Origin of the sequence: Streptococcus sp. SV2, from assembly GCF_030440175.1 — a bacterium.
GTDB lineage: Bacteria > Bacillota > Bacilli > Lactobacillales > Streptococcaceae > Streptococcus > Streptococcus raffinosi.
On the sequence record NZ_JAQFJQ010000004.1, the window covers coordinates 38329 to 58160 of the forward strand.

The 19832-nt window shown below is 38.8% G+C and carries 22 protein-coding genes and 1 pseudogene; 6 read left to right on the forward strand and 17 right to left on the reverse strand.

The window, feature by feature from the left end:
- The first annotated feature begins 98 nt into the window (after window positions 1-98).
- The gene (locus PCY14_RS03305; RefSeq protein WP_021146406.1) at window positions 99-881 is read left to right on the forward strand and encodes a carbonic anhydrase; all 783 of its coding nucleotides are present in this window, start codon (window positions 99-101) and stop codon (window positions 879-881) included.
- 91 nt (window positions 882-972) lie between these two features.
- The gene (locus PCY14_RS03310) at window positions 973-1425 is read left to right on the forward strand and encodes a GNAT family N-acetyltransferase (protein ID WP_021146407.1); all 453 of its coding nucleotides are present in this window, start codon (window positions 973-975) and stop codon (window positions 1423-1425) included.
- 16 nt (window positions 1426-1441) lie between these two features.
- Here PCY14_RS03310 and PCY14_RS03315 read toward each other — a convergent pair whose 3' ends face one another.
- The 3 genes from PCY14_RS03315 to PCY14_RS03325 form a co-directional block, all read right to left on the reverse strand.
- The gene (locus tag PCY14_RS03315) at window positions 1442-2014 is read right to left on the reverse strand and encodes a hypothetical protein (protein ID WP_239499717.1); all 573 of its coding nucleotides are present in this window, start codon (window positions 2012-2014) and stop codon (window positions 1442-1444) included.
- A gap of 85 nt (window positions 2015-2099) precedes the next feature.
- On the reverse strand, window positions 2100-3047 hold the full coding sequence (locus PCY14_RS03320) for a serine hydrolase domain-containing protein (RefSeq protein ID WP_293923555.1): 948 nt from the start codon (window positions 3045-3047) through the stop codon (window positions 2100-2102).
- Window positions 3047-3802, reverse strand: a complete 756-nt coding sequence (locus PCY14_RS03325) for a CppA family protein (protein ID WP_293937096.1) — start codon at window positions 3800-3802, stop codon at window positions 3047-3049. The genes PCY14_RS03320 and PCY14_RS03325 overlap by 1 nt, the downstream gene beginning before the upstream one ends.
- A gap of 173 nt (window positions 3803-3975) precedes the next feature.
- Between PCY14_RS03325 and PCY14_RS03330 the strand changes: the two genes are divergently transcribed.
- Window positions 3976-4647, forward strand: coding sequence for a CPBP family intramembrane glutamic endopeptidase (locus tag PCY14_RS03330; RefSeq protein WP_204322908.1), 672 nt, complete (start codon window positions 3976-3978; stop codon window positions 4645-4647).
- A gap of 88 nt (window positions 4648-4735) precedes the next feature.
- Here the strand turns inward: PCY14_RS03330 and gla are convergent, their stop codons facing one another.
- Window positions 4736-5602: an aquaglyceroporin Gla gene (gene gla, locus PCY14_RS03335; protein WP_021146412.1), complete on the reverse strand. Its 867-nt coding sequence runs from the start codon at window positions 5600-5602 to the stop codon at window positions 4736-4738.
- A 123-nt stretch (window positions 5603-5725) separates the two neighbouring features.
- On the opposite strand from gla, the gene PCY14_RS03340 reads away from it, so the two are divergent.
- Window positions 5726-7993, forward strand: coding sequence for a Xaa-Pro dipeptidyl-peptidase (locus PCY14_RS03340; protein WP_021146413.1), 2268 nt, complete (start codon window positions 5726-5728; stop codon window positions 7991-7993).
- Between the two features lie 864 nt (window positions 7994-8857).
- On the opposite strand, the gene PCY14_RS03345 is transcribed toward PCY14_RS03340, so the two are convergent.
- The 8 genes and pseudogenes from PCY14_RS03345 to PCY14_RS03380 form a co-directional block, all read right to left on the reverse strand.
- On the reverse strand, window positions 8858-9025 hold the full coding sequence (locus tag PCY14_RS03345; protein ID WP_021146414.1) for a hypothetical protein: 168 nt from the start codon (window positions 9023-9025) through the stop codon (window positions 8858-8860).
- A 712-nt stretch (window positions 9026-9737) separates the two neighbouring features.
- Window positions 9738-10136 (reverse strand): hypothetical protein, encoded by a 399-nt coding sequence (locus PCY14_RS03350; protein ID WP_293937585.1) that lies wholly within the window; start codon window positions 10134-10136, stop codon window positions 9738-9740.
- A 17-nt stretch (window positions 10137-10153) separates the two neighbouring features.
- Window positions 10154-10414 (reverse strand): hypothetical protein, encoded by a 261-nt coding sequence (locus tag PCY14_RS03355; protein ID WP_021146415.1) that lies wholly within the window; start codon window positions 10412-10414, stop codon window positions 10154-10156.
- A gap of 152 nt (window positions 10415-10566) precedes the next feature.
- Window positions 10567-10755 carry a hypothetical protein gene (locus tag PCY14_RS03360; protein WP_008535499.1) on the reverse strand — a complete coding sequence of 63 codons (189 nt, stop codon included), beginning with the start codon at window positions 10753-10755 and terminating at the stop codon, window positions 10567-10569.
- 201 nt (window positions 10756-10956) lie between these two features.
- Window positions 10957-11211 (reverse strand): Blp family class II bacteriocin, encoded by a 255-nt coding sequence (locus tag PCY14_RS03365; protein ID WP_002951792.1) that lies wholly within the window; start codon window positions 11209-11211, stop codon window positions 10957-10959.
- Between the two features lie 277 nt (window positions 11212-11488).
- On the reverse strand, window positions 11489-11653 hold the full coding sequence (locus PCY14_RS03370) for a bacteriocin transporter (RefSeq protein WP_134981449.1): 165 nt from the start codon (window positions 11651-11653) through the stop codon (window positions 11489-11491).
- A gap of 28 nt (window positions 11654-11681) precedes the next feature.
- Entirely contained in the window at window positions 11682-12074 is a 393-nt protein-coding gene (locus tag PCY14_RS03375; RefSeq protein WP_003094909.1) for a hypothetical protein, read from the reverse strand.
- 8 nt (window positions 12075-12082) lie between these two features.
- Window positions 12083-12148, reverse strand: a pseudogene (locus PCY14_RS03380) (ComC/BlpC family leader-containing pheromone/bacteriocin); the annotation flags it as partial.
- A gap of 258 nt (window positions 12149-12406) precedes the next feature.
- Between PCY14_RS03380 and PCY14_RS03385 the strand changes: the two are divergent.
- Together PCY14_RS03385 and PCY14_RS03390 are read left to right on the forward strand one after the other, a co-directional pair.
- Window positions 12407-13147 carry a response regulator transcription factor gene (locus tag PCY14_RS03385; RefSeq protein ID WP_013991119.1) on the forward strand — a complete coding sequence of 247 codons (741 nt, stop codon included), beginning with the start codon at window positions 12407-12409 and terminating at the stop codon, window positions 13145-13147.
- 581 nt (window positions 13148-13728) lie between these two features.
- Complete coding sequence (locus PCY14_RS03390; RefSeq protein WP_013991120.1) at window positions 13729-14478, forward strand: sensor histidine kinase; 750 nt, start codon at window positions 13729-13731, stop codon at window positions 14476-14478.
- 86 nt (window positions 14479-14564) lie between these two features.
- On the opposite strand, the gene PCY14_RS09870 is transcribed toward PCY14_RS03390, so the two are convergent.
- The 5 genes from PCY14_RS09870 to PCY14_RS03410 all read right to left on the reverse strand — a co-directional run bounded on the left by PCY14_RS09870 (window position 14565) and on the right by PCY14_RS03410 (window position 19826).
- On the reverse strand, window positions 14565-14966 hold the full coding sequence (locus PCY14_RS09870) for a hypothetical protein (protein WP_134981453.1): 402 nt from the start codon (window positions 14964-14966) through the stop codon (window positions 14565-14567).
- 329 nt (window positions 14967-15295) lie between these two features.
- The gene (locus PCY14_RS03395) at window positions 15296-15463 is read right to left on the reverse strand and encodes a hypothetical protein (RefSeq protein ID WP_021146418.1); all 168 of its coding nucleotides are present in this window, start codon (window positions 15461-15463) and stop codon (window positions 15296-15298) included.
- A 477-nt stretch (window positions 15464-15940) separates the two neighbouring features.
- A complete protein-coding gene (locus tag PCY14_RS03400; protein WP_037611928.1) occupies window positions 15941-16171 on the reverse strand; it encodes a bacteriocin class II family protein in 231 nt (76 codons plus the stop codon).
- A 159-nt stretch (window positions 16172-16330) separates the two neighbouring features.
- Window positions 16331-18076 (reverse strand): ABC transporter ATP-binding protein, encoded by a 1746-nt coding sequence (locus PCY14_RS03405; protein WP_301363162.1) that lies wholly within the window; start codon window positions 18074-18076, stop codon window positions 16331-16333.
- The gene (locus PCY14_RS03410) at window positions 18069-19826 is read right to left on the reverse strand and encodes an ABC transporter transmembrane domain-containing protein (RefSeq protein ID WP_301363163.1); all 1758 of its coding nucleotides are present in this window, start codon (window positions 19824-19826) and stop codon (window positions 18069-18071) included. Before PCY14_RS03410 ends, PCY14_RS03405 begins: the two co-directional genes overlap by 8 nt.
- Window positions 19827-19832 lie beyond the last annotated feature (6 nt).

Sequence of the window (19832 nt, forward strand, 5' to 3'; positions counted from 1 at the left end):
TATCATTACATCAGCCTGAATTACTGTCACAATAAAGAGACCTTACTAATGACAAGTATAGCTCTTTGTGATGGGACTAGGGACAACAAGGAGGAAAGATGACTAAGAAATGTTCAACCTTAACTGGAGTACTATCACTCATGGCTAGTGCCGTTCTACTCGTAGCCTGCCAATCCAAGACTGACACTGAAACCTCTAAATCCAAAGATGTTCCATGGGGGTATACTGGTGCAACTGGTCCTGAACATTGGGGTGACCTCTCCAAAGATTATGAACTCAGCAAAAATGGTAAAGAACAATCTCCAATCAATATCACAGGAGCTGAAGATGTCGATCTTCCAGAACTAAACCTTCATAATCAAGAATCAAAAGGCCAAGTTGAAAACAATGGTCATACGATTGAAGTCAGCTTTAAAAATCCCAAGAATAGTCTAACGATTGGTGATGATGTCTATAAATTGCAACAGTTTCATTTTCACGCACCCAGTGAAAATGAAATTGACGGCAAAACCTATCCTCTTGAAGGACACTTCGTCTACAAAACCGATACTGGCAAAATCACTGTTGTCTCTGTTCTCTATAATTATGGGGATGAAAACCAAGCCTTGAAACAAATCTGGGATAAGATGCCTCAGGCTGCTAATACTGAAACTGAGTTGTCTCAGCCTATCTCACTAGATGATTTCTATCCTGAAGACAAAGGCTACTACAACTTTGAAGGCTCCTTAACAACCCCACCATGTACTGAAGGTGTTAATTGGATTGTCTTCAAAAACCAAGAAACTGTCAGCAAGGAACAGGTAGAAAAATTCACACAAACCCTTGGATTTGAAAATAATCGTCCTATCCAAGAAACAAACGGTCGAAAAATCAAAGAATAAAGTCTTACAGAAAGCTTGATGTCCCTGTCCCCTCTTCTCATCAAGCTTTTTTCCATTGACGATTAGCTATAAGCTTTGTTACAATGACCCTATGATCATTAAACATACAAGAGATACACTTTCAGAAACTTACCTAGATGCCGTAGCCATTCGAAACACTGTTTTTGTTAAGGGACAAGGAGTCCCACGCTCCATCGAAATTGATGCCAATGAAGCCTACTGCATTCACTTTGTCCTCTATGATGATAAGGGTCAGGCTGCTGCAACCGTGCGCTTACTGCCCAACAAGGATTTGACTCAGGTCACCCTCCAACGCATGGCTGTGCTTGATGCCTACCAAAGTCAAGGGCTAGGGAGCATCCTCCTAAAAGAGGCTGAAGATTTTACCCAAGAACAGGGCTTTAAATCTATTTCTCTCCATGCTCAACTCGGGGCACTTAAGTTCTACCTTAATAATGGCTATCAAGAAGTCGGTCAAATCTTTGAAGAAGCTGGAATCCAACATATTACTGTTGAAAAATCCTTAATAAGTAAAAAAGCTTAAGCAGTATAGCAACTGCTTAAGCTTCTTCTTTTGTCGCAAATATCGGATAACCATGCTCGACAGCAAGCACTGTCACATTTTCTCTTTTCTTTAAAGCCTCTACGATTTTTCTCCAGTATTTCTGCCCTGTAAAAAGAAGGACAAACACTCCCATGTAGACCAAAAAACCAAGAAATTGTTTATATTCAGAAGATGACAGTTTTGATTCTAGTTCTAGGAGCTCGAACACTCCTCTCAATAGGACTGTACAGATGATCATTATAAGACTAAGTCCACTAAAGTATCCTAAACATATCAGCAAATACCCTATTTGAAGTTTCTTGAAACGCTTCTTATACAGTAACCTATAGTCTTGACCGTACTTTTCAAATACAGGAAAGGAAATATCAAGCCCTCTTCTCATACGAATGACTTTCAAATCAGGTTGGGCACGATAACCAAGGTAATGAATCAGTTTGTATAGTAGCTCTCTTATCAAAATATAGGAAGAAGCGGTTACAGCGGACACTATACTTAAAAATAGAAAAGAAGATAAAGAAAAGGAATCTTTATCAAACGCTAACAAGCCTTCTATCACTACAAAAAACATACCACAGACGAAGAGATTACTCCCATTAAGTATGCAAAAGAGCAGACTCAGAAAGCAAGAGACAAGCTTTCTTTCCTTGGAGTGCCTACTTGACCGCTTCACTGATCAACTCTTCCTTTATTATCTCAATCAAGGCATCTCTATCCTTAATCCATTGAGCTCTCTCATCCTTGTAGTAGGTACGATTACTTAGGAAAATCGCCGCACGTTGAGCTGGGATGTTAATCAGAACAAAGGTCCCTGTATAACCAGTATGAAGAATCCAATCTCCTTGGAGGTCCCAAGCGACACTACGTTCCTTCTTGGATTGGCTGATATTTTTCGTCAGATTCTTAGCAAAATCATCCTTCAAATAATGATTAACAAAAATTTCTAAGTCTTTAAGGGTTGAAAAGAGACCTGCTGAACCTGTATGCTCTTTGAGAACACGAGCTTTGGGATCGTGAACAGTTCCGCCCGGAATGCCCTTAACCGTCGGAACAGCAATCCCAACTGGCCCAAACTGTGTCTCAGACATACCAAAAGGTTGAAAAACTTCGGAGTCAAAGAGCTTATCCAGACTTAGTCCAGACAACTTTTCGAGCATCAGCCCCAAGAGAATAAAGTTAATATCGGTATACAAGAAAGGTTTATCATCCCTAACCTTGATGGCGTTTATAGCAGCAATCAAACCCTCCTGATCTAATTCATCACGATTAGGAATGAAAGGATCAATCCCACTACTATGAGACAAGAGTTGACGTAATGTTAACGTCTTATTTTCTACTGCGGGGTAGTAGGTTGACAGCTTCTCATCCAAGTCCAATTTATCGGCCTGGAGATAGAAAAGACAGAGGGTTCCAACCCCGACCACCTTGGATACACTGGCTAGGTCATAGGTGAGACCTGGAACTACTGGAACATAGCCATCTTGAGTCCCTTGGTAGTACTCCTGCCAAGCCTTTCCATCATAAAGGGCAAGGCTGGCACCCGGAAAGATGTCAGCCTTGATGTAGTCTGTAATTGTTGCTAATGTTTGTTGAAAATCAGTCATTATTTTGTTAGCCAAACCTCAATATTACTCATATCAGTCAACGCAAGTAGGTGCCCTTTGCTATCCAAGTAACTTGAGAACTGTTCCTCTTCGAGTTTATCATGCAAGGCAACTAAGTCATAGTCTTCTGCCACCTCAAACTCGAGAATTTCCAAATCCCAAGTTTGATCAGGAGTTACTTGAAGGTCAGGACCTTCCGCCTTTTCAAAGTGGATAGATAAAGGTAGTTCTTCACCAAAAAGATTGTCATAGAAGAAGGCTGCTTTAACCGTATCCACAACATTCAGAGTCAAGGACTGAACGGTAAAGTCTGAAACACCTTTAAAGTCTTCATTTTCTTCAACATCTGCATACTCGATTGTCTTGAGCGTTGACAAGTCATCCTCAGCGTGCATCAAAATAAGACCATTTTCTGGTGAGACTGTTTCAAAGGCATAACCATTTTCCCCTTGGAAAATAGCCTTGGCTTGGTGATCGTCACGCGCCAAAAGGTACTCAATCTCAAGTGGATCTGAAACCTTAATAACCACTTTATTAATTTTCTTAGGGCCTTCAACTGCACGACAACGGTAAGCTGGAGACTCTTCAATCACAAAGAGTGATTGGTGGTCTGCCCAATCTGTGAAGACGGCAAGAGCATTTTCTTCTGTTAATAGTTTAAATCCTAGTGTATTTTGGTAAAACTCAATATTTTCTTGTCTGTTATTCACACGAAAGATTGGTGTGTGAAACTTAAAATTCCCTGATTGCGTCATGACAACCTCCATTCTTTTCTATTTTATCCAAAAAGAGGCTGTGTGACAAGGATTTTCCAAAGAAAAAATAGGATTGTAATTTTTTCACTTTCTTTCGCATAAATTGTGAAAAACATTATAGTTTATTCACTTTTTGAGTAGCTATTTCCTCATTTTAGGGTATAATTGAGAGTATGAAAATTCTCGTTAATCACATAGTATTTAGGCGGACCTATCAAGGTTTGTTTTTAATGCTAATGATTGTTATCCCAAACTTTGCTTTGAGTCTGATGACCTCCTACAATAGTCAGACTGGATTGACTTTTACGAACCCTGAAAGCTGGGGAATCATTGCTATCAATCTTATCATTTTTTACCTTACCTATCTCTGGGCTAAGAGTGAGGGTATGATTCACAACTTTAGCTTAAATCGAAAGGATATTAAAGCCATTATCTGGGGCTTTGCCATTATCTTCTTGATGGAACTCATCGGAAGTAACCTCATGTTACTGACCCATACCAACTACCATGCAGAACTTCAAAAGACGCTCACAACAATTCCTATCCTACCTGTAGCGATTGGTATGATGACGACAGCCTTCCTCCAAGAAATCCTCTTTCGCAAGTGGATTTTCACCTGGTTGGCCCCCTATTCGAAAACAGCTGTGCTAGTCAGCACTGGGCTCTTTTGTCTCTTTCATATGCCAACTAATCTTGCCTACCTCACTCTTTATATCGGAATGGGCTTGGCTCTCTCTATGGTCTACCAAAAAAGAGAGAACTTATCTGCAAGTATCACACTTCATGTTTTATGGAATCTTTACACCTTAGGTGCTACCATTCTAGTAATGACTAATCCGATGTGACTGAGAATATTTTCTCAGTTTTTTATTACTTTCAATATTTTAAGCATAAAAAAAATCTGAAGCTTAAACTTCAGATTTTTAAGTATTATTAAAGGTAGAGTGATTTGAACAACCAGATAGCCAAAATCGCCGCAACAATTGGAGCTACAACTGGAACCCAAGCATACCACCATTTAGAATCACCTTTGTGTTCACCAAGAACTGATGTTGGCAAGAGGTGGTGAAGAAGACGTGGCATCAAGTCACGGGCTGGGTTAAGAGCTGGACCTGTTGCACCACCAAATGAAATAACCAAAGCTGCAACCAAGAAACCAACACCGATGTGGGCAACCGCAAGTGCCCCATTAGCCATTTGACCTGCGATAGCTTCTTTATCATAGCCAAGTTGTGTGGCTTGTGCAATCAACTTATGACCAAAATAGTTGTTTGTCATAGCAAGCGCACCGAAGAACAAGATAAATGAACCTGCAAACTCGTTGGCAAAACCATTAAGCCAAGCACGTTTGTGATTTTCTGGAGTTTCATCATCATTATCAACAGCAGAGATTGTAGAAAAAGTACCAAGGATGTTGTTAGGATTCTCAGTTTGAAGGTAATAAGGTTGGTGAACCCAAACCACGATAGCTTGACCAACGAAAGCTCCTAGAAGTTGAGCAATCAAGTAACCTGGAACGGCTACCCAAGAGAAGATACCTGCAACCGCAAGACCAATTGTGAAGGCTGGGTTGATGTGGTTACCAGAAACATCACCAAACATAAGTGCTGGCATCATTACCGCAAAACCATAACCAAAACCAATAACAAGCCATCCAGACTTATTACCCTTAGTCCCTTTAAGCTCAACATTGGCAACCGAACCATTACCAAGTGCAACCATCAAAGCTGTCCCAATAAACTCAGTGATGTACTTTATAATCCAATCATGACTGAGCGCTTCTTTTAGAAAATCATTCATTTGTCTCTTTATTTCCTTTCACATTTTACAATAATTTAGACATCTATCATTTTATCAAGTATAATGTCTGATGTAAAGATATTTCTGAAATGTTTACGTATTCTTTTTTTGAGGTTTTAAAGTATGAAATTTAATCAGTTTAGTTACATCCCAGTAAGTCCTGAAATGGCTTGTCAGGAACTCCGTTCTTTGGGCTTTGAAGTCTCTTTAAACGCTAGTGCCAAGGATAATTTTGAAGCCTTTGTTCGTAAGTCCTTCCTCTTCTTTGAAGACACCGACTTAGCTTTGAAAAATTGGATTGCTGATGGGGAGACTGACCTCCTAACCTTCTTCCAATCAGACCGTCCTTTGACTGCTGACGTCTTTGGTTTGGTAGCTCTTCAACTGCTAGGATTTGTCCCTAATGTAGACTTTACAGACAGTGCGGCTTTCCTAGAGAAAATGGCCTTCCCAATCACTTTTGATGGTAGTCTTAATAACCTGCATCAATTGTTGGCGACACGCACACAGTCTGGCAATACCTTAATTGATCAGTTGGTAGCCCAAGATTTAATCCCTGTAAGTAATGATTACGTCTTCTTTAATGGTAAGAGCTTGGCTACATTTGACACTAACCAACTTCACCGTGAGGTGGTTTATGTGGAAGCACCAGTAGATACCGACAAAGATGGGCAGCTAGACTTGGTCAAAGTAACTATCTTACGCCCTAATGTGAACTTCCCAGTTCCAGCCATGATGACCGCAAGTCCTTATCAACAAGGGACTAATGAACCTGCTTCAGATAAGCTCACCCACAAGATGGAGGGAGACTTGCTCGTCAAAACAGCTGGTGATATCTCTCTTAGCCACCCTGAAATCAAGGCACCTGAAGCAGACCTTACGCCTATCAATCCTGTCACAAAGGCTCAGGAGCGTTTTGCTCACACAGATACCTACACGCTCAATGATTACATGTTGGCTCGTGGCGTGGCTTCTATCTATGTATCGGGTGTCGGTACCTTCAATTCTGAAGGTTTCATGACCTCCGGAGACTATCAACAGGTTCTGGCCTATAAAGCTGTCATTGACTGGCTCAATGGTCGTGCACGCGCCTTTACTAGCTGCAACAGACAGCATACAATCACTGCAGATTGGGCTTCTGGTAAAGTGACTACTACTGGACTATCATACTTGGGTACCATGTCCAACGCCCTTGCTACAACTGGCGTTGACGGTTTGGAGATGGTAATCGCTGAAGCAGGTATTTCTTCCTGGTACGACTACTATCGTGAAAATGGGCTCCTCGTCAGCCCTGGAGGCTACCCTGGTGAGGATCTCGATACCTTGACTGAATTCACCTATTCTCGTGCCCTATTAGCTGGAGAATACCTACGCCACCAAAAAGATTATGAGACCTACCTTAAGGAGCTAAGCACGGCTATTGACCGTAAGCATGGGGACTATAACCAATTTTGGCATGACCGCAACTATGTCCAATTCGCAGACCGTGTCAAAGCTACTGTAGTCTTTACACACGGTAGCCAGGATTGGAACGTCAAACCGATTAACGTCTATCAAATGTTCAATGCTCTTCCAGACTCTCTTGAAAAACACCTCTTCTTCCACAATGGTGCCCACGTTTACATGAATGCTTGGCAGTCTATTGACTTCCGAGAAAGTATGAATGCCTTGATTTGTCAGAAACTCCTTGGCTTAGATAATGGCTACACACTGCCTACTGTTATCTGGCAAAACAACCAGTCTGAACAGACCTGGGAAGTTCTCGATACCTTTGGGCACTACAATGGTAAACACATTCAGCTTGATGAGACTGAAGCTAGTATCGCTAACCATTATGAAGAGGAAACCTTTGCCAAATACGGTAAAGCATACCAAAGCTTCAAGGATGACCTTTTTGCAGACAAAGCCAACGCCATTACCTTGGACTTTGAACTGGACCAAGACATACAGATTAATGGTCGTGTCCACCTAGAGCTCAAGGTCAAATCTAGCACAAACCGTGGTCTTATTTCGGCTCAGGTTCTGGAAATGGGTGACAAGAAATATTTAGCACCTATTCCCGCACTCAAACGCATGAATTTAGACAACGGCCGTCTCTTCAAGGAGGAAGCCTTACGTGAATTGCCATTCAAGCAGGCCAAATACCGTGTCATTACCAAAGGACACCTTAACCTGCAAAATCGTAAAGACCTTCTTACCATTGAGAATGTTACACCAAATGAATGGATGTCTATCGGTTTGGACTTACAACCAACCATCTACAAACTCAACAAGGGCGACAAACTCCGACTCGTTCTCTATACTACAGACTTCGAGCACACTATTCGTGATAATAGTGACTATGAAGTGACTGTGGACCTAAGCCAAAGTCAAATGACATTGCCTTATTAATCTTTATCGCAAAAAACTCCCATAGGATGATGAGTCCCATGGGAATTTTTCATTGTGTGGAAACAAGCAAGATTTAGGCTTCAATTGTTACGATTCATACAGAATAATCAAGCAAAATCATTTATTATTTAAAATATTTTTTGGCTTGAAGGTAAGCTAGAAAGTCACAGAGGATTAATAAAAGCATTAATAGGGCTAACACTATGCGGTCTGTCATATCACTGAATGTGAGTAATGTGTAAAACTCTACACAAAGCACTAGAAATGAGATGACAAGAAAGACTGTGAAGGACTGCTTTAGTGTTAATAGATGCTCTGAATCTGGACGTTTCTTAAGCATACGGTAGAGCAGTCCATTTACTAAAATAACTACAAAAGCTAACACTCCGACTGTTAGCCAAGTCACTGGCGGGGTCTTGCTTTTGTAGAGAGAAATGCTAGTACTTATAAGGAAAACTGCCAAGGCAGCAGTGACGACCCTAGAAAATCGCAATACCTTCGAACTAATACTTTTTAACTTCATGATAAAACACTTAAGCTATGAATGAATAACCTCAGTCAGTCTTGTAAACTGAATAAGCTATTACATTTAAATCTATTCCTTTCTCTATTTCATACTTGGTTTAACCATTGCTATCACTAGTAAACTCGAGAGCGATTAAATTCTACTGGAGATGTAATACAGTAGCGTCATTAGTACTGATACTTTAAATAAGCGAATATACATATCCTTGTTTTTTCTGTTACAAAGAAAAGCAATCAAATATAATACAATCTCCACTATCATTAGCAAGAATAATTTTACTTCGGGAACATCAAAAATAAGCATTTGCAAGCACCTCACACGTTCAAAGTATTCAAAGGTTACTTTTGAAACTGTGCCCATTTTTTAAAAAAGAGGCTATAAAGAAGCAAAGTTAGCCCCATCAAGTTAATGGTATGGTGGACTGCATCTAAACTTCTAAATAGATTAGCGAGGGCCATTCCGATGAGAATGGTAGCCAGTAAATACGGTTTTGAGTTTTTGAACATACTTTTCTCCTTAAAGTGTTTTTAGCGTTCTGTGCACAAGCTATGAGTTTATTATAGGCTGGAATCCGAAAAAAAAGTAGTGACATAAATGTCACTACTCGCATGACCTTATGTACTTGATAATCGTATTTTAGTCATGATTACAAATACCTCTTCTCTTATATCGAAATTTTCAACCATTTTTCACATGCTATTCACAGACCAGCAATTGACAAGGTATCTTAATTAAGATTTCTTTTTAGCGGAATTGTTGACTTTGTGTTTTTCAAGAAATGACATAATAGGCTTATCTAAAAAACTCATCAAGGCCATGCAAACCATCCCTAAAATATAACTCTTCAAATCAAACATAATCCATCACCACCTTCAACGGTTACAAATGACTCAAGGTTGAGTGTCTCAAAAGTGTCAATTGTTTGTGTAGTCATTCTAATAACCTCCAAAATATTATTTTTTAGCTTTTTTATCTCAAGCTATGAATTTTATTATAGCTTGAGATAAAAAAGTAGTGACATGAATGTCACTGCTTGTCTGACCTTATGTCCTCGATAATTGTACACATAAGAAAGAGAAAAAGACATAACCCAATAAGATTTAGGCATTGAAGTCCAAAACTCAGTTTTTCTCCCAAATTATGTACAGCGACAAGGATGAAGCCCATAGACATTATTAGAGACACTAGACGTTTTTTGGTCATGAGTATGGATACCTTTTACCTTTTGAAATATTTTTTAACTTGAAAATAAGTAAGAATATCAAATAAAATCAATAAAAGCATTAAAATAAATAATACAATGCTATCCGTAAAGTCCGTTAGTGTTAGTAGTTTGAAAAACTCGACACACAAGACAAACAATGAAACACTAAGGAAAATACCAAATGATTGTTTTAGCGTCAAATAGCTTTTTGTTACTGATTGTTTTTTTGATAACCGGTAAAAAATAATGTTGATCACTCCTACAAATATAGTAAGCAAGCCTAATCCAAACAGAACCCATACCGGAGTCTCTTTCTCATAAAGGTAAAAACCTAAATTAATGAGAAGAACAACTATTGCAGCACTACCTAGTCTTAATAACTGTAATGCTACTGCATTATTTTGTAGTTTCATGATTAGTAAATTTTTAATTAATGTGGGAAAGCATAACCAAGACCAGCTCCGACAACTCCACACCCTACAATAGCATAAGATGCAAGCGTAAAGAGTGGAGCACCTGATGCGGCACAGAAATAAATTCCCTCAGCAGCACCACTAGCCCCACTTAGTAAACGTCCCCAATCCACTTTTCCCCCTTCAACACTAGCAAGTGTTGAAGGGGTCAAGAGTGTTACAGCTTTCAATTGTTTGAGTTGCCATGACAAGACCTCCTTAAGTGATTTCTCAATCACATCCTTAGTATAGCACTCGGGGAGTTGTTTGGAAGCTAGCGTCCCAAAAAGTGGCTATATGTCCCGAACGGTAAAAAAATATAAAAGACCACTTTAAGATGATAAAGTGATCTTAATAGTCATTATCGAATAAGAACCTTGATTTCAACTTCCTACATAAGAACACAGATAGGAAGATATACCATGGGATAGGCTTCACCACTTCGATATCTAGGTGGCGATACCCTACCGTCTATAAAGGGGTCGTAGCTACCACCAGCTTTATTATTTGTTCTAGGCATAATACAAGATACTCCACCTTGGATGGTTTCAAGATCGTTATATGTTAGTTCTGTAATCATTAGTTAACTCCCCATCTACATAAAAATAAACTATTTGTTCAAAGAAAATAACACTATCTTATAAACAAATTATTAAAAATTGTTATGAAAATACCCGTATATGTTCAAGATGATTTTTTATATTTATTTTTTATTGACCTTGTTGAAAAAGATATTACCTAACAAAGCAACAACAAAACCTATAATAAAATATACCATAGATTAGCTCCACCAGCAGGTTGCTCCATAGGCAACAGTACCACCTGCACCACCTAGAACACCACCAGCTAGATAACCAGGAACTGAGCCTACAACTGGTAAAACTACATTACCTCCAAACGCTCCTCCGATAGCTCCTCCGATAGCTCCTTGAACAGTCGCTCCACCTGCGCCTCTCCAACTACATCCACCTCCTTCAACACTAGCAAGTGTTTCAAGGTCGAGGGTGTTAAAGTTTTCAATTGTTTGAGTTGCCATGGCAACTACCTCCTAAAATTTTTATCGTGTGATCTCTCAATCACATCTTTAGTATAGCATTCAAGTGTCTCTATCAGAGCTAGCGTCCCAAAAAGTGGCTATACGTCCCGAGTAGTAAAAAAAAGACTGAATATCATTTTTGATTCAGTCCATATCTTATTGAAAAAGCTTTAACTAATTCTTTCTATACTGCCTATAGACTCCAAATAAAAAGAAAAAGAATCCTATTGATGCTAACAAAAGTTGATAGATATTTCCTGATGACAATAGTACTTTGCTATATAAATATATCATCGCAATAGTCGAAAAAATGATTAGGTATTTCTTCATTTGTATCACCTATCTCAAGGGGGTCACCCTCCTTGTTATTCACATTTGGCATAAGACAAACAGCACCACCTTGAATTACTTCAAGGTCGTTATGAGTTAATTTTATAAACATTGCTTATACTCCTTATTTTGTCAATTACTTACTTCTCTATATTATGGTTGATATACTTGATGCCCCATAAAAATAGTACGAAACCCAATAATGAAAAAAAACCTACAAATATAGCGATAACTTTTTGATAATAGAAATCTGTTGTCAAAAAACGAAGGCAACTAAGTGTCAGTAACAAGAAACAAGCTAGGGAAGCTTTTAATTGATTTAACACAGTTGGTTCTTCTCTTCTTGTCATTATTTTTCGAATGAGCAATATATCAACCACAACCACTAAGAGGGCTGCTACGATGTAGACCAATTGGAATACGGATGATAAGTTATGAAGTAATTGACTAAAAAAAAGTACCAGTAAGGATATGCTAACTACTTGGGCAATGACAAATAGCACTATATCCCTTTTTGAAACTCTATGTGTCATTGTTGTTCTCCTTCAACACTAGCAAGTGTTTCAAGGTCGAGGGTGTTAAAGTTTTCAATTGTTTGAGTTGCCATGGCAACTACCTCCTAAAATTTTTATCGTGTGATCTCTCAATTACATCTTTAGTATAGCATTCAAGTGTCTCTATCAGAGCTAGCGTCCCAAAAAGTGGCTATATGTCCCGAATGGTAAATTCATACTATAAATATCACATGATATTTTAATCTTATTTTCATCTCATTGTATAACTAAGTCATATTATGATATACTATTACATAATTTATGAATATTTTCAGAAAAGCTACAGCTAGTAAAGATGGAGGAAGCTCCCCTTGGAAATTTATATTTTAGAGGACAATCTCATTCAACAAGGACGACTGGAGATGGTATTGTCTCAAGAGTTAAAAAAATACAATAAAGACTTATCTATTGTACACACCTTTGATAAGCCTCAGCAATTTATAGAAGCGATTGATTCAACAACTTCTAACCAGCTCTTTTTTCTTGATATCGAAATTAAGGGAGAAAAATTAAAAGGGCTCGATATTGCTAAAATCATTAGGGAAAAAAATCCCTACGCTACTATTATCTTTGTCACTACCCACTCAGAGTTTATGCCACTAGTTTTTGATTACCAAGTATCTGCCCTAGACTATATCGATAAAAGTCTCTCTGAAATAGAATTTAGGAAAAAGATAACCAGAGCTTTAGCTATAACTATGAAACCACTTGGAATAGAGAATGACGAGATTTTTGATTTTCAAACACAACATACAGCTATTCACATCCCTTTAAACCAAGTTATCTATATTGAAACTTCTCCGCAAAAGCATTATGTGATACTCCATGGTACAAACAATCAAATGACCTTTCGTGCAAATCTAAAGGACCTTGAAAAAGCTAGTCCTTCACTCGTATCTTGCCATCGTTCGTATCTCATTAACCCTAACAACATTATAAGAATCAACAAATTAAAACGTGAAGTCGAAATGACTGATGGTAGTATCTGTCCTTTTTCACGTACCAAAGCTAAAATGCTGATGGATACTTTTAAAAGAAGGAACCTTCAATGATTATTTTTTTATTTTTGCTTACTGTTGTCTCTGAATGTTTCAATATTTGCCTGTTTCTTTACTTAATAAACAAAAGAGTTTCAATTGGGCATTTTCTTATTATCTTATTTTGTCGCATAGCATATACCAAAATATGTAACAGTCTATCCTGGAAATTCTTATTCTACTTTAACGAAGAAATATTCTATCTTTTATTATCTTTTTTTATATCACGAAAGACCTACTTACAATCAAAGCTTAAAATATTCAATGCTCTTCTCCCCACAACTCTTAATAATATCAGTTTTAGAGTAATCATTTTCTTTATATTTCCTTTGTTTGGAATCAGTGTTGAAACAATAAAAGTTAATTATCTTATAGCTGTCTCATCTTCTTTCCTAACTATTTTACTATCCTTTCTTTTAATAAAATTATTCAAGGAAAGCTTTGGAGTTATACAAAAAGGACGATTAGCCCCTCTCATATCAAAGAGTATTATTATTGCTGATATCATTATGATTGCTTATACATTTACCCAGCAATATCTCGTCTACCTCGAAAACACTACTCATACATCCACTCTGATAATCAGGAAGTTAATTGTGGTTATTTATCTAGTCTTGTTCTTTATCATGCTTATCTTCTTAGATAGAAATATCCGAGCAACAATACAAAGTCAGTTGGACTTTCAAAAAGATATTCAACTATCGCATCTTACGAATTATAACAAACAGATTGAAAACCTCTATCAGTCGGTTCGAAGTTTTCGTCATGATTATGCCAATATTTTAACAACACTCAAACTTGGTATCGATCAAAATGATATGGCTATTGTAAAAGAAGTCTACGACTCAGTTCTAAAAGATTCCGATAAGCATTTAAAATCGAAAACATTTGATTTAACTCGCTTAATAAACATAGAAGATAACACTATCAAAAGCCTACTTGCAGCTAAGTTCCTAGAGGCAGAAGAAAATAACATTGATATCTCCTTAGATATTCCTGAAACTATCAAACTCGAGGGTATGGAGATGGTCGATTTTATTACTGTAATATCTATCTTTCTAGACAATGCGATGGAAGCATCGATTCAGTCTGACATACCAAAAATGCATATTGGCTACTTCAATCATGGTAATAAGCAAATCTTTATTGTCCAAAACTCAACCCAGGAAGAATTTATTCCTATCTCATCACTTTTTGAGAGAGGTGTCTCCAGTAAAGGGGATCATCGCGGTATAGGTTTGGCCAACGTTAGGAATATATTAGACAACTATCAAAATATTTCTTTAAAAACTGAAAGTATGACTTTTGCATTTACACAGGAACTTAATATATCGAAAAAGGCTTGACTAGTTTCAAGCTTTTTCTGTTGCTCCATCTTACTACTTATGAAAGTATCTTCTAGATTACCTACAGAATAATCAAGTGAAATCATTTATTGTTTAAAATAGTTTTTGACTTGCAAGTAAGCTAGAAAATCACAGAGGATTAACAAAAGCATTAATACGGCTAGTACTATGCGGTCTGTGGTATCACTGAATGTTAGTAATGTGTAAAACTCTACACAAAGCACAAGAAATGAGATGACAAGAAAGACAATGAAGGACTGCCGTATTGTTAACGGATTTACTGAATCTGGACGTTTCTTAAGCAAACGGTAGAGCAGTCCATTAACAAAAATGACTACTAAAGCTAGTGCTCCGACTGCTAACCAAATCTCTGGAGAGGTCTTGCTTTTGTAGAGAGAAATACTGGTACTTATAAGGAAAACTGCCAGTACAGCAGTGACGACCCTAGAAAATCGCAATACTCTTGAACTAATATTCTTTAACTTCATGATAAAACAATTAAGCTATGAATAACCTCAGTCAGTCTTGTAAACTGAATAAGCTATTACATTTAACTATATTCCTTTCTGTATTTTTTTATACTGCTGTAAGATCTCAAGAAAGCCCTTAGCAACTAAATTCTACTGGAGACGTAATACAATAGCGTCATTAGCACTGATATTTTAAATAAGCGAATATACATATCTTTGTTCTTTCTATTACAAAGATAAGCAATCAAATATAATACAATTTCCGCTATCATTAGCAAGAATAATTTTACTTCGGGAACATCAAAAATAAGCATTTGCAAGCACCTCACGTTCAAAGGGGCCACAAGTTACTTTTTAAACTGTGCCCATTTTTTAAAAAGCAGACTATAAAGAAGCAAGATTAGCCCCAACAAGTTAATGGTATGGTGGACTGCATCCAAACTTCTAAATAGATTAGCAAGGCCCATTCCGATGAGAATGGTAGCCAGTAAATACGGTTTTGAGCTTTTGAACATACTTTTCTCCTTAAAGTGTTTTTAGCTATCTGTGCACAAGCTATGAATTTTATTATAGATTGGAAGCCGATAAAAAAGTAGTGACATAAATGTCACTACTTGTCTGATTTTATATCCTTGATAATCGTACACATAAGAAAGAGAAAAAGACATAACCCAATAAGATTTAGGCATTGAAGTCCAAAACTCAGTTTTTCTCCCAAGTTATGTAAGGCAACAAGGATGAAGCCCATAGACATCATTAGAGACACTAGACGTTTTTTAGTCATAAGTACAAATACCTCTTCTTTTATATCGAAGTTTTCAACCACTATTCACAGACTAGCAATTGACAAGGTATCTCAATTAAGATTTCTTTTTAATGGAATTGGTAGATTTGTGTTTTTCAAGCAATGACATAATAGGCTTATCCAAAAAAGTCATCAAGGCCATGCAAACCATCCCTAAAATATAACTTTTCAAATCAAACATAATCCATCACCACCAGCATGTTGCTCCATAACCAACACCCCCTACGATAGCACCTCCAGCTGCTCCTGCGACAGCACCTTGCCAAGTACGTGTTTTGATACCTAATCGTAAACCATTACCAACTCCTGTAGCTACTCCTTGTTTAGCAAAACCTCCCCAGCTACATCCACCACCTTCAACGTTTGCAAGTGTCTCGAGATCGAGTGTTTCAAAATTGTTCATTGTTTGTGTTGTCATTCTAATAACCTCCTAAAATATTATTTTCTAGCTTTTTCTCTCAAGCTATGGTTTTATTATAAGTTGTAGGTCTACAAAAAAGTAGTGACATAAATGTCACTACTCGATTTTGATTTTTAAGAAATCTTTTCGAATATAGAAGCTATGGTCTAGATTAGCTTACGCCCCTTCCATTGCGCCTGCTTGTAGGCTGTACATCTTGTGGTAGGTGCCGCCGAGGGCTAAGAGCTCCTCGTGGCTACCGTGTTCGATGATGCGGCCCTTGTCTAAAACATAGATGCAGTTGGCATCTTGGATAGTCGATAGGCGGTGGGCAATGGCAATGGTTGTACGTCCTTGACGCATTTTTGCTAGAGAGTTTTGAACAATAGCCTCTGTCTCCGAATCAATATTGGCTGTCGCTTCATCCAAAATCAAGATTTTAGGCTGGCTAGCAACGGTCCTAGCAAAGGCTAGAAGCTGACGTTGACCGGTTGAAAAACTTGAACCTCGTTCGGAAACTGGAGCATCATAACCTTCTGGAAGTTTGTCAATAAAGTGGTTGGCATCCACAAACTCAGCAGCGGCTTTGATCTCTTCATCAGTTAAATCCTGATACATGGCAATATTGGATTTAACCGTGCCATGATAGAGAAAGGGTTCCTGAAGAACAAGACCAATGTTCTTACGCAGCTCTGCCTGACTATAATCGCGAATATCCACACCGTCAAGAAGAACTCGGCCTGATTGGAACTCATAGAAACGCATAAACACGTTGATAATAGAGGATTTCCCGGAACCTGTAGAACCGACAAAAGCGATGGTTTCTCCTTTATTGACAGAGAAGGAAATATTATCCAAAATCTGGTGCTTGCCATCATAGGAGAAGGAGACATTTTCAAAGCGAATATTCCCCTCGATAACCTTGGCATCTGTGTCTCTCTGCTCAGGTTCATAGGTGCGCTCGTCAATCAAGGCGAAGACCCGACCTGCTGAGACCATCGAGGTTTGCAAGGTTGAAAAGTTTTGCGTCACTTCAATCAAGGGGTCAAAGAGACGGTTAATGTACTGGATAAAGGCATACATGGTCCCCGCTGTGATACCCAGATAGATGCCACGATAGCCAAAATAAGCCATGAGAACAGCATAGCCTAGGAGCTTCAGTAAGCTCATAGCTGGGCGTAGAAAGAGAGAATCTAGTGACATGGAACGGCTAGCATAAATCAGGTGTTCCTCATTAATGGCATCAAACTCTTTTTTGAGACGTTTCTCTTGGTTAAAGGCCTTAATAATTCGAATCCCTTCGATACTCTCTGACAGTTTGGCATTTATATCTGAAAGCAAGGCTCTGGTCTTTTCAATGATAACCACTGATTTTTTGCGGTAAAGGTTAACCAAAAGAACAATCAGAGGAAGAAAGAGAACAATCAGACCTGTCAGACGAATGTCCAAAATCATCATGGTATAAAGGGTGGTCACAAAGATAAAGATAGCCGAAATAAAGCTAGACAGAATCCCTGAGAACATCTCGCTAATAGTCTCTGTATCATTGGTCAAGCGGGAAACAATAGAGCCTGCTGGAGTTTTGTCAAAGTAGGACATCCCCAGTTTTTCCATATTGGCAAAGGCATCTCGGCGAATATCCCTGACAATACTGTAGGACACGCGCGCAAAAAAGAGATTTCCCAAATACTGCACTAGCGTCTGCAAGAGATAAAGACCATAGTACCCAATCAGAATCAAGCTTGCCGCTTGATTCATATCATGAAGATAGTGGTCGATAAAATAAGAGGCCACAAGGGGAATGATACTCTTGATAACCGTTGTGGACAAGAGGAAGGCTAAAGCTAGAAAGGTCAAGAATTTGTAAGGCTTGAGATAGGTCAAGAGACGCTTAAACACAGACCATTGGTTTTGATTAGGCATCGGCTTCTCCTCCTTCCATTTCTAACTGTTGAGACTCATAGGTCTTGGCATACCAACCACCCTGAGCTAGCAAGTCCTCATGACGGCCACGTTCAATGATGCGACCATCCTGCATGACTAGGATGAGGTCAGCGTGCACCACCGCACTCAGACGATGGGCGGTAATAATCGTCGTCTTGTCCTTGCGGGTATGTTTGAGATTTTCAATAATAGCATGTTCTGTCTTGGCATCAACTGCCGATAGGGAGTCGTCTAAAATCAAAATGTCTGGATTCAAAATCATGGCTCGGCTCATAGCTAAACGTTGTTTTTGACCGCCTGATAAGCTGACACCCTTTTCACCAATAATCGTTTCAAATTCCTCAGGCATATCCTTGATATCATCATAAACTTGAGCTAACTTAGTCGCTTCTTCCACCTTATCAAAGGCGAGGTCAGGATTACCAAAACGGACATTGTCTAAAATAGAACTAGCAAAGAGAAACTGGTCTTGAGGAACATAACCCATCAAGCTACGCAAGTCTGATAGGCGATAGTCTCGGATGTCATGACCATTCAAATAGATGGCTCCTTGATTGACATCGTGCTCTCGCAAGAGCAACTTGACAAGAGCCGTCTTCCCTGAGCCAGTCTGTCCAACCAAACCAAGGGTTTGCCCCTTGTCCAAGGTGAAATGAATATCTAGCAAAGTATCCTCATCCTCAAACGCAAAGCGGTCAATCGCATATTCTAAACGACCATTTTCAATGCTTGGAAGAGGATGTGTAGGATTTTGAACATCTGATTCCTGTTCCAGAAGATTTTCAATACGTTGGTAGGACACATTTCCCCTCTGTGTGATATTAAAGAGGAAGCCAATAGCCATCAGGGGCCAAACCAGCATGTCCAAATAGGTAATGAAGGTTACCAAATTTCCGACCGTTATCTGATTAGCCTGAATCATAAAGGCACCGAAAAGAAGGGTCAAAACATAAGATGAGCCAACAAAGAGTAAGACCAAAGGATCAAAAAGGCTGTCATACTTCATAGTATGCATATTCTTTTTAAATGTCATCTTATTGGTCTCTTGGAAGGACTGAAGCTCAGCCTCCTGATAGCCAAAAGACTTGGTTACCTTGATTCCTGATACCGACTCTTGAACCTTATTATTAAGTTCTGAAAAGGCTGCCTGGGATTCTCCAAAAGCTTTATGGGTCTTACGGCCCAAACGACTAGTCGCAAAAGCCATGAAGGGGAGGGGTAAAACAGCCACCAGTGTCATCTGCCAGGAAATGCTGAAAAACATGGTGATTAGGGTTACCAAGGCTGTGATAGAGGCATCCACGGCTGACATGACACCCCCGCCAGCCAAGCGGGTTAAAGAGTTGATATCATTGGTTGCATGGGCCATGAGGTCCCCAGTTCGGTACTTTTGATAAAAAGAAGGCGACATCTTGGTAAAATGCTCAAAAAGGCGTGAACGCATAATCTGGCCTAAGCGGTAAGAAGTCGCCAAGATATACATGCGCCAAACATAGCGCAAATAGTACATCCCCAGAGCTGCCAAAAGCAAATAAACGAGATTCAGAAGCAAGATCTGATTGGTCAATTTTCCCGATGTGATAGCATCAATGACCCGCCCCATAACCATAGGAGGAATAAGATTGAGAACCGAAACCAGACTCAGTGCCAAAATCCCGACAATATAACGGCGTTTTTCCAACTTGAAAAACCACCAAAGTTTTGCAATGATTGATTCTTTAAAAGACAAGTTACT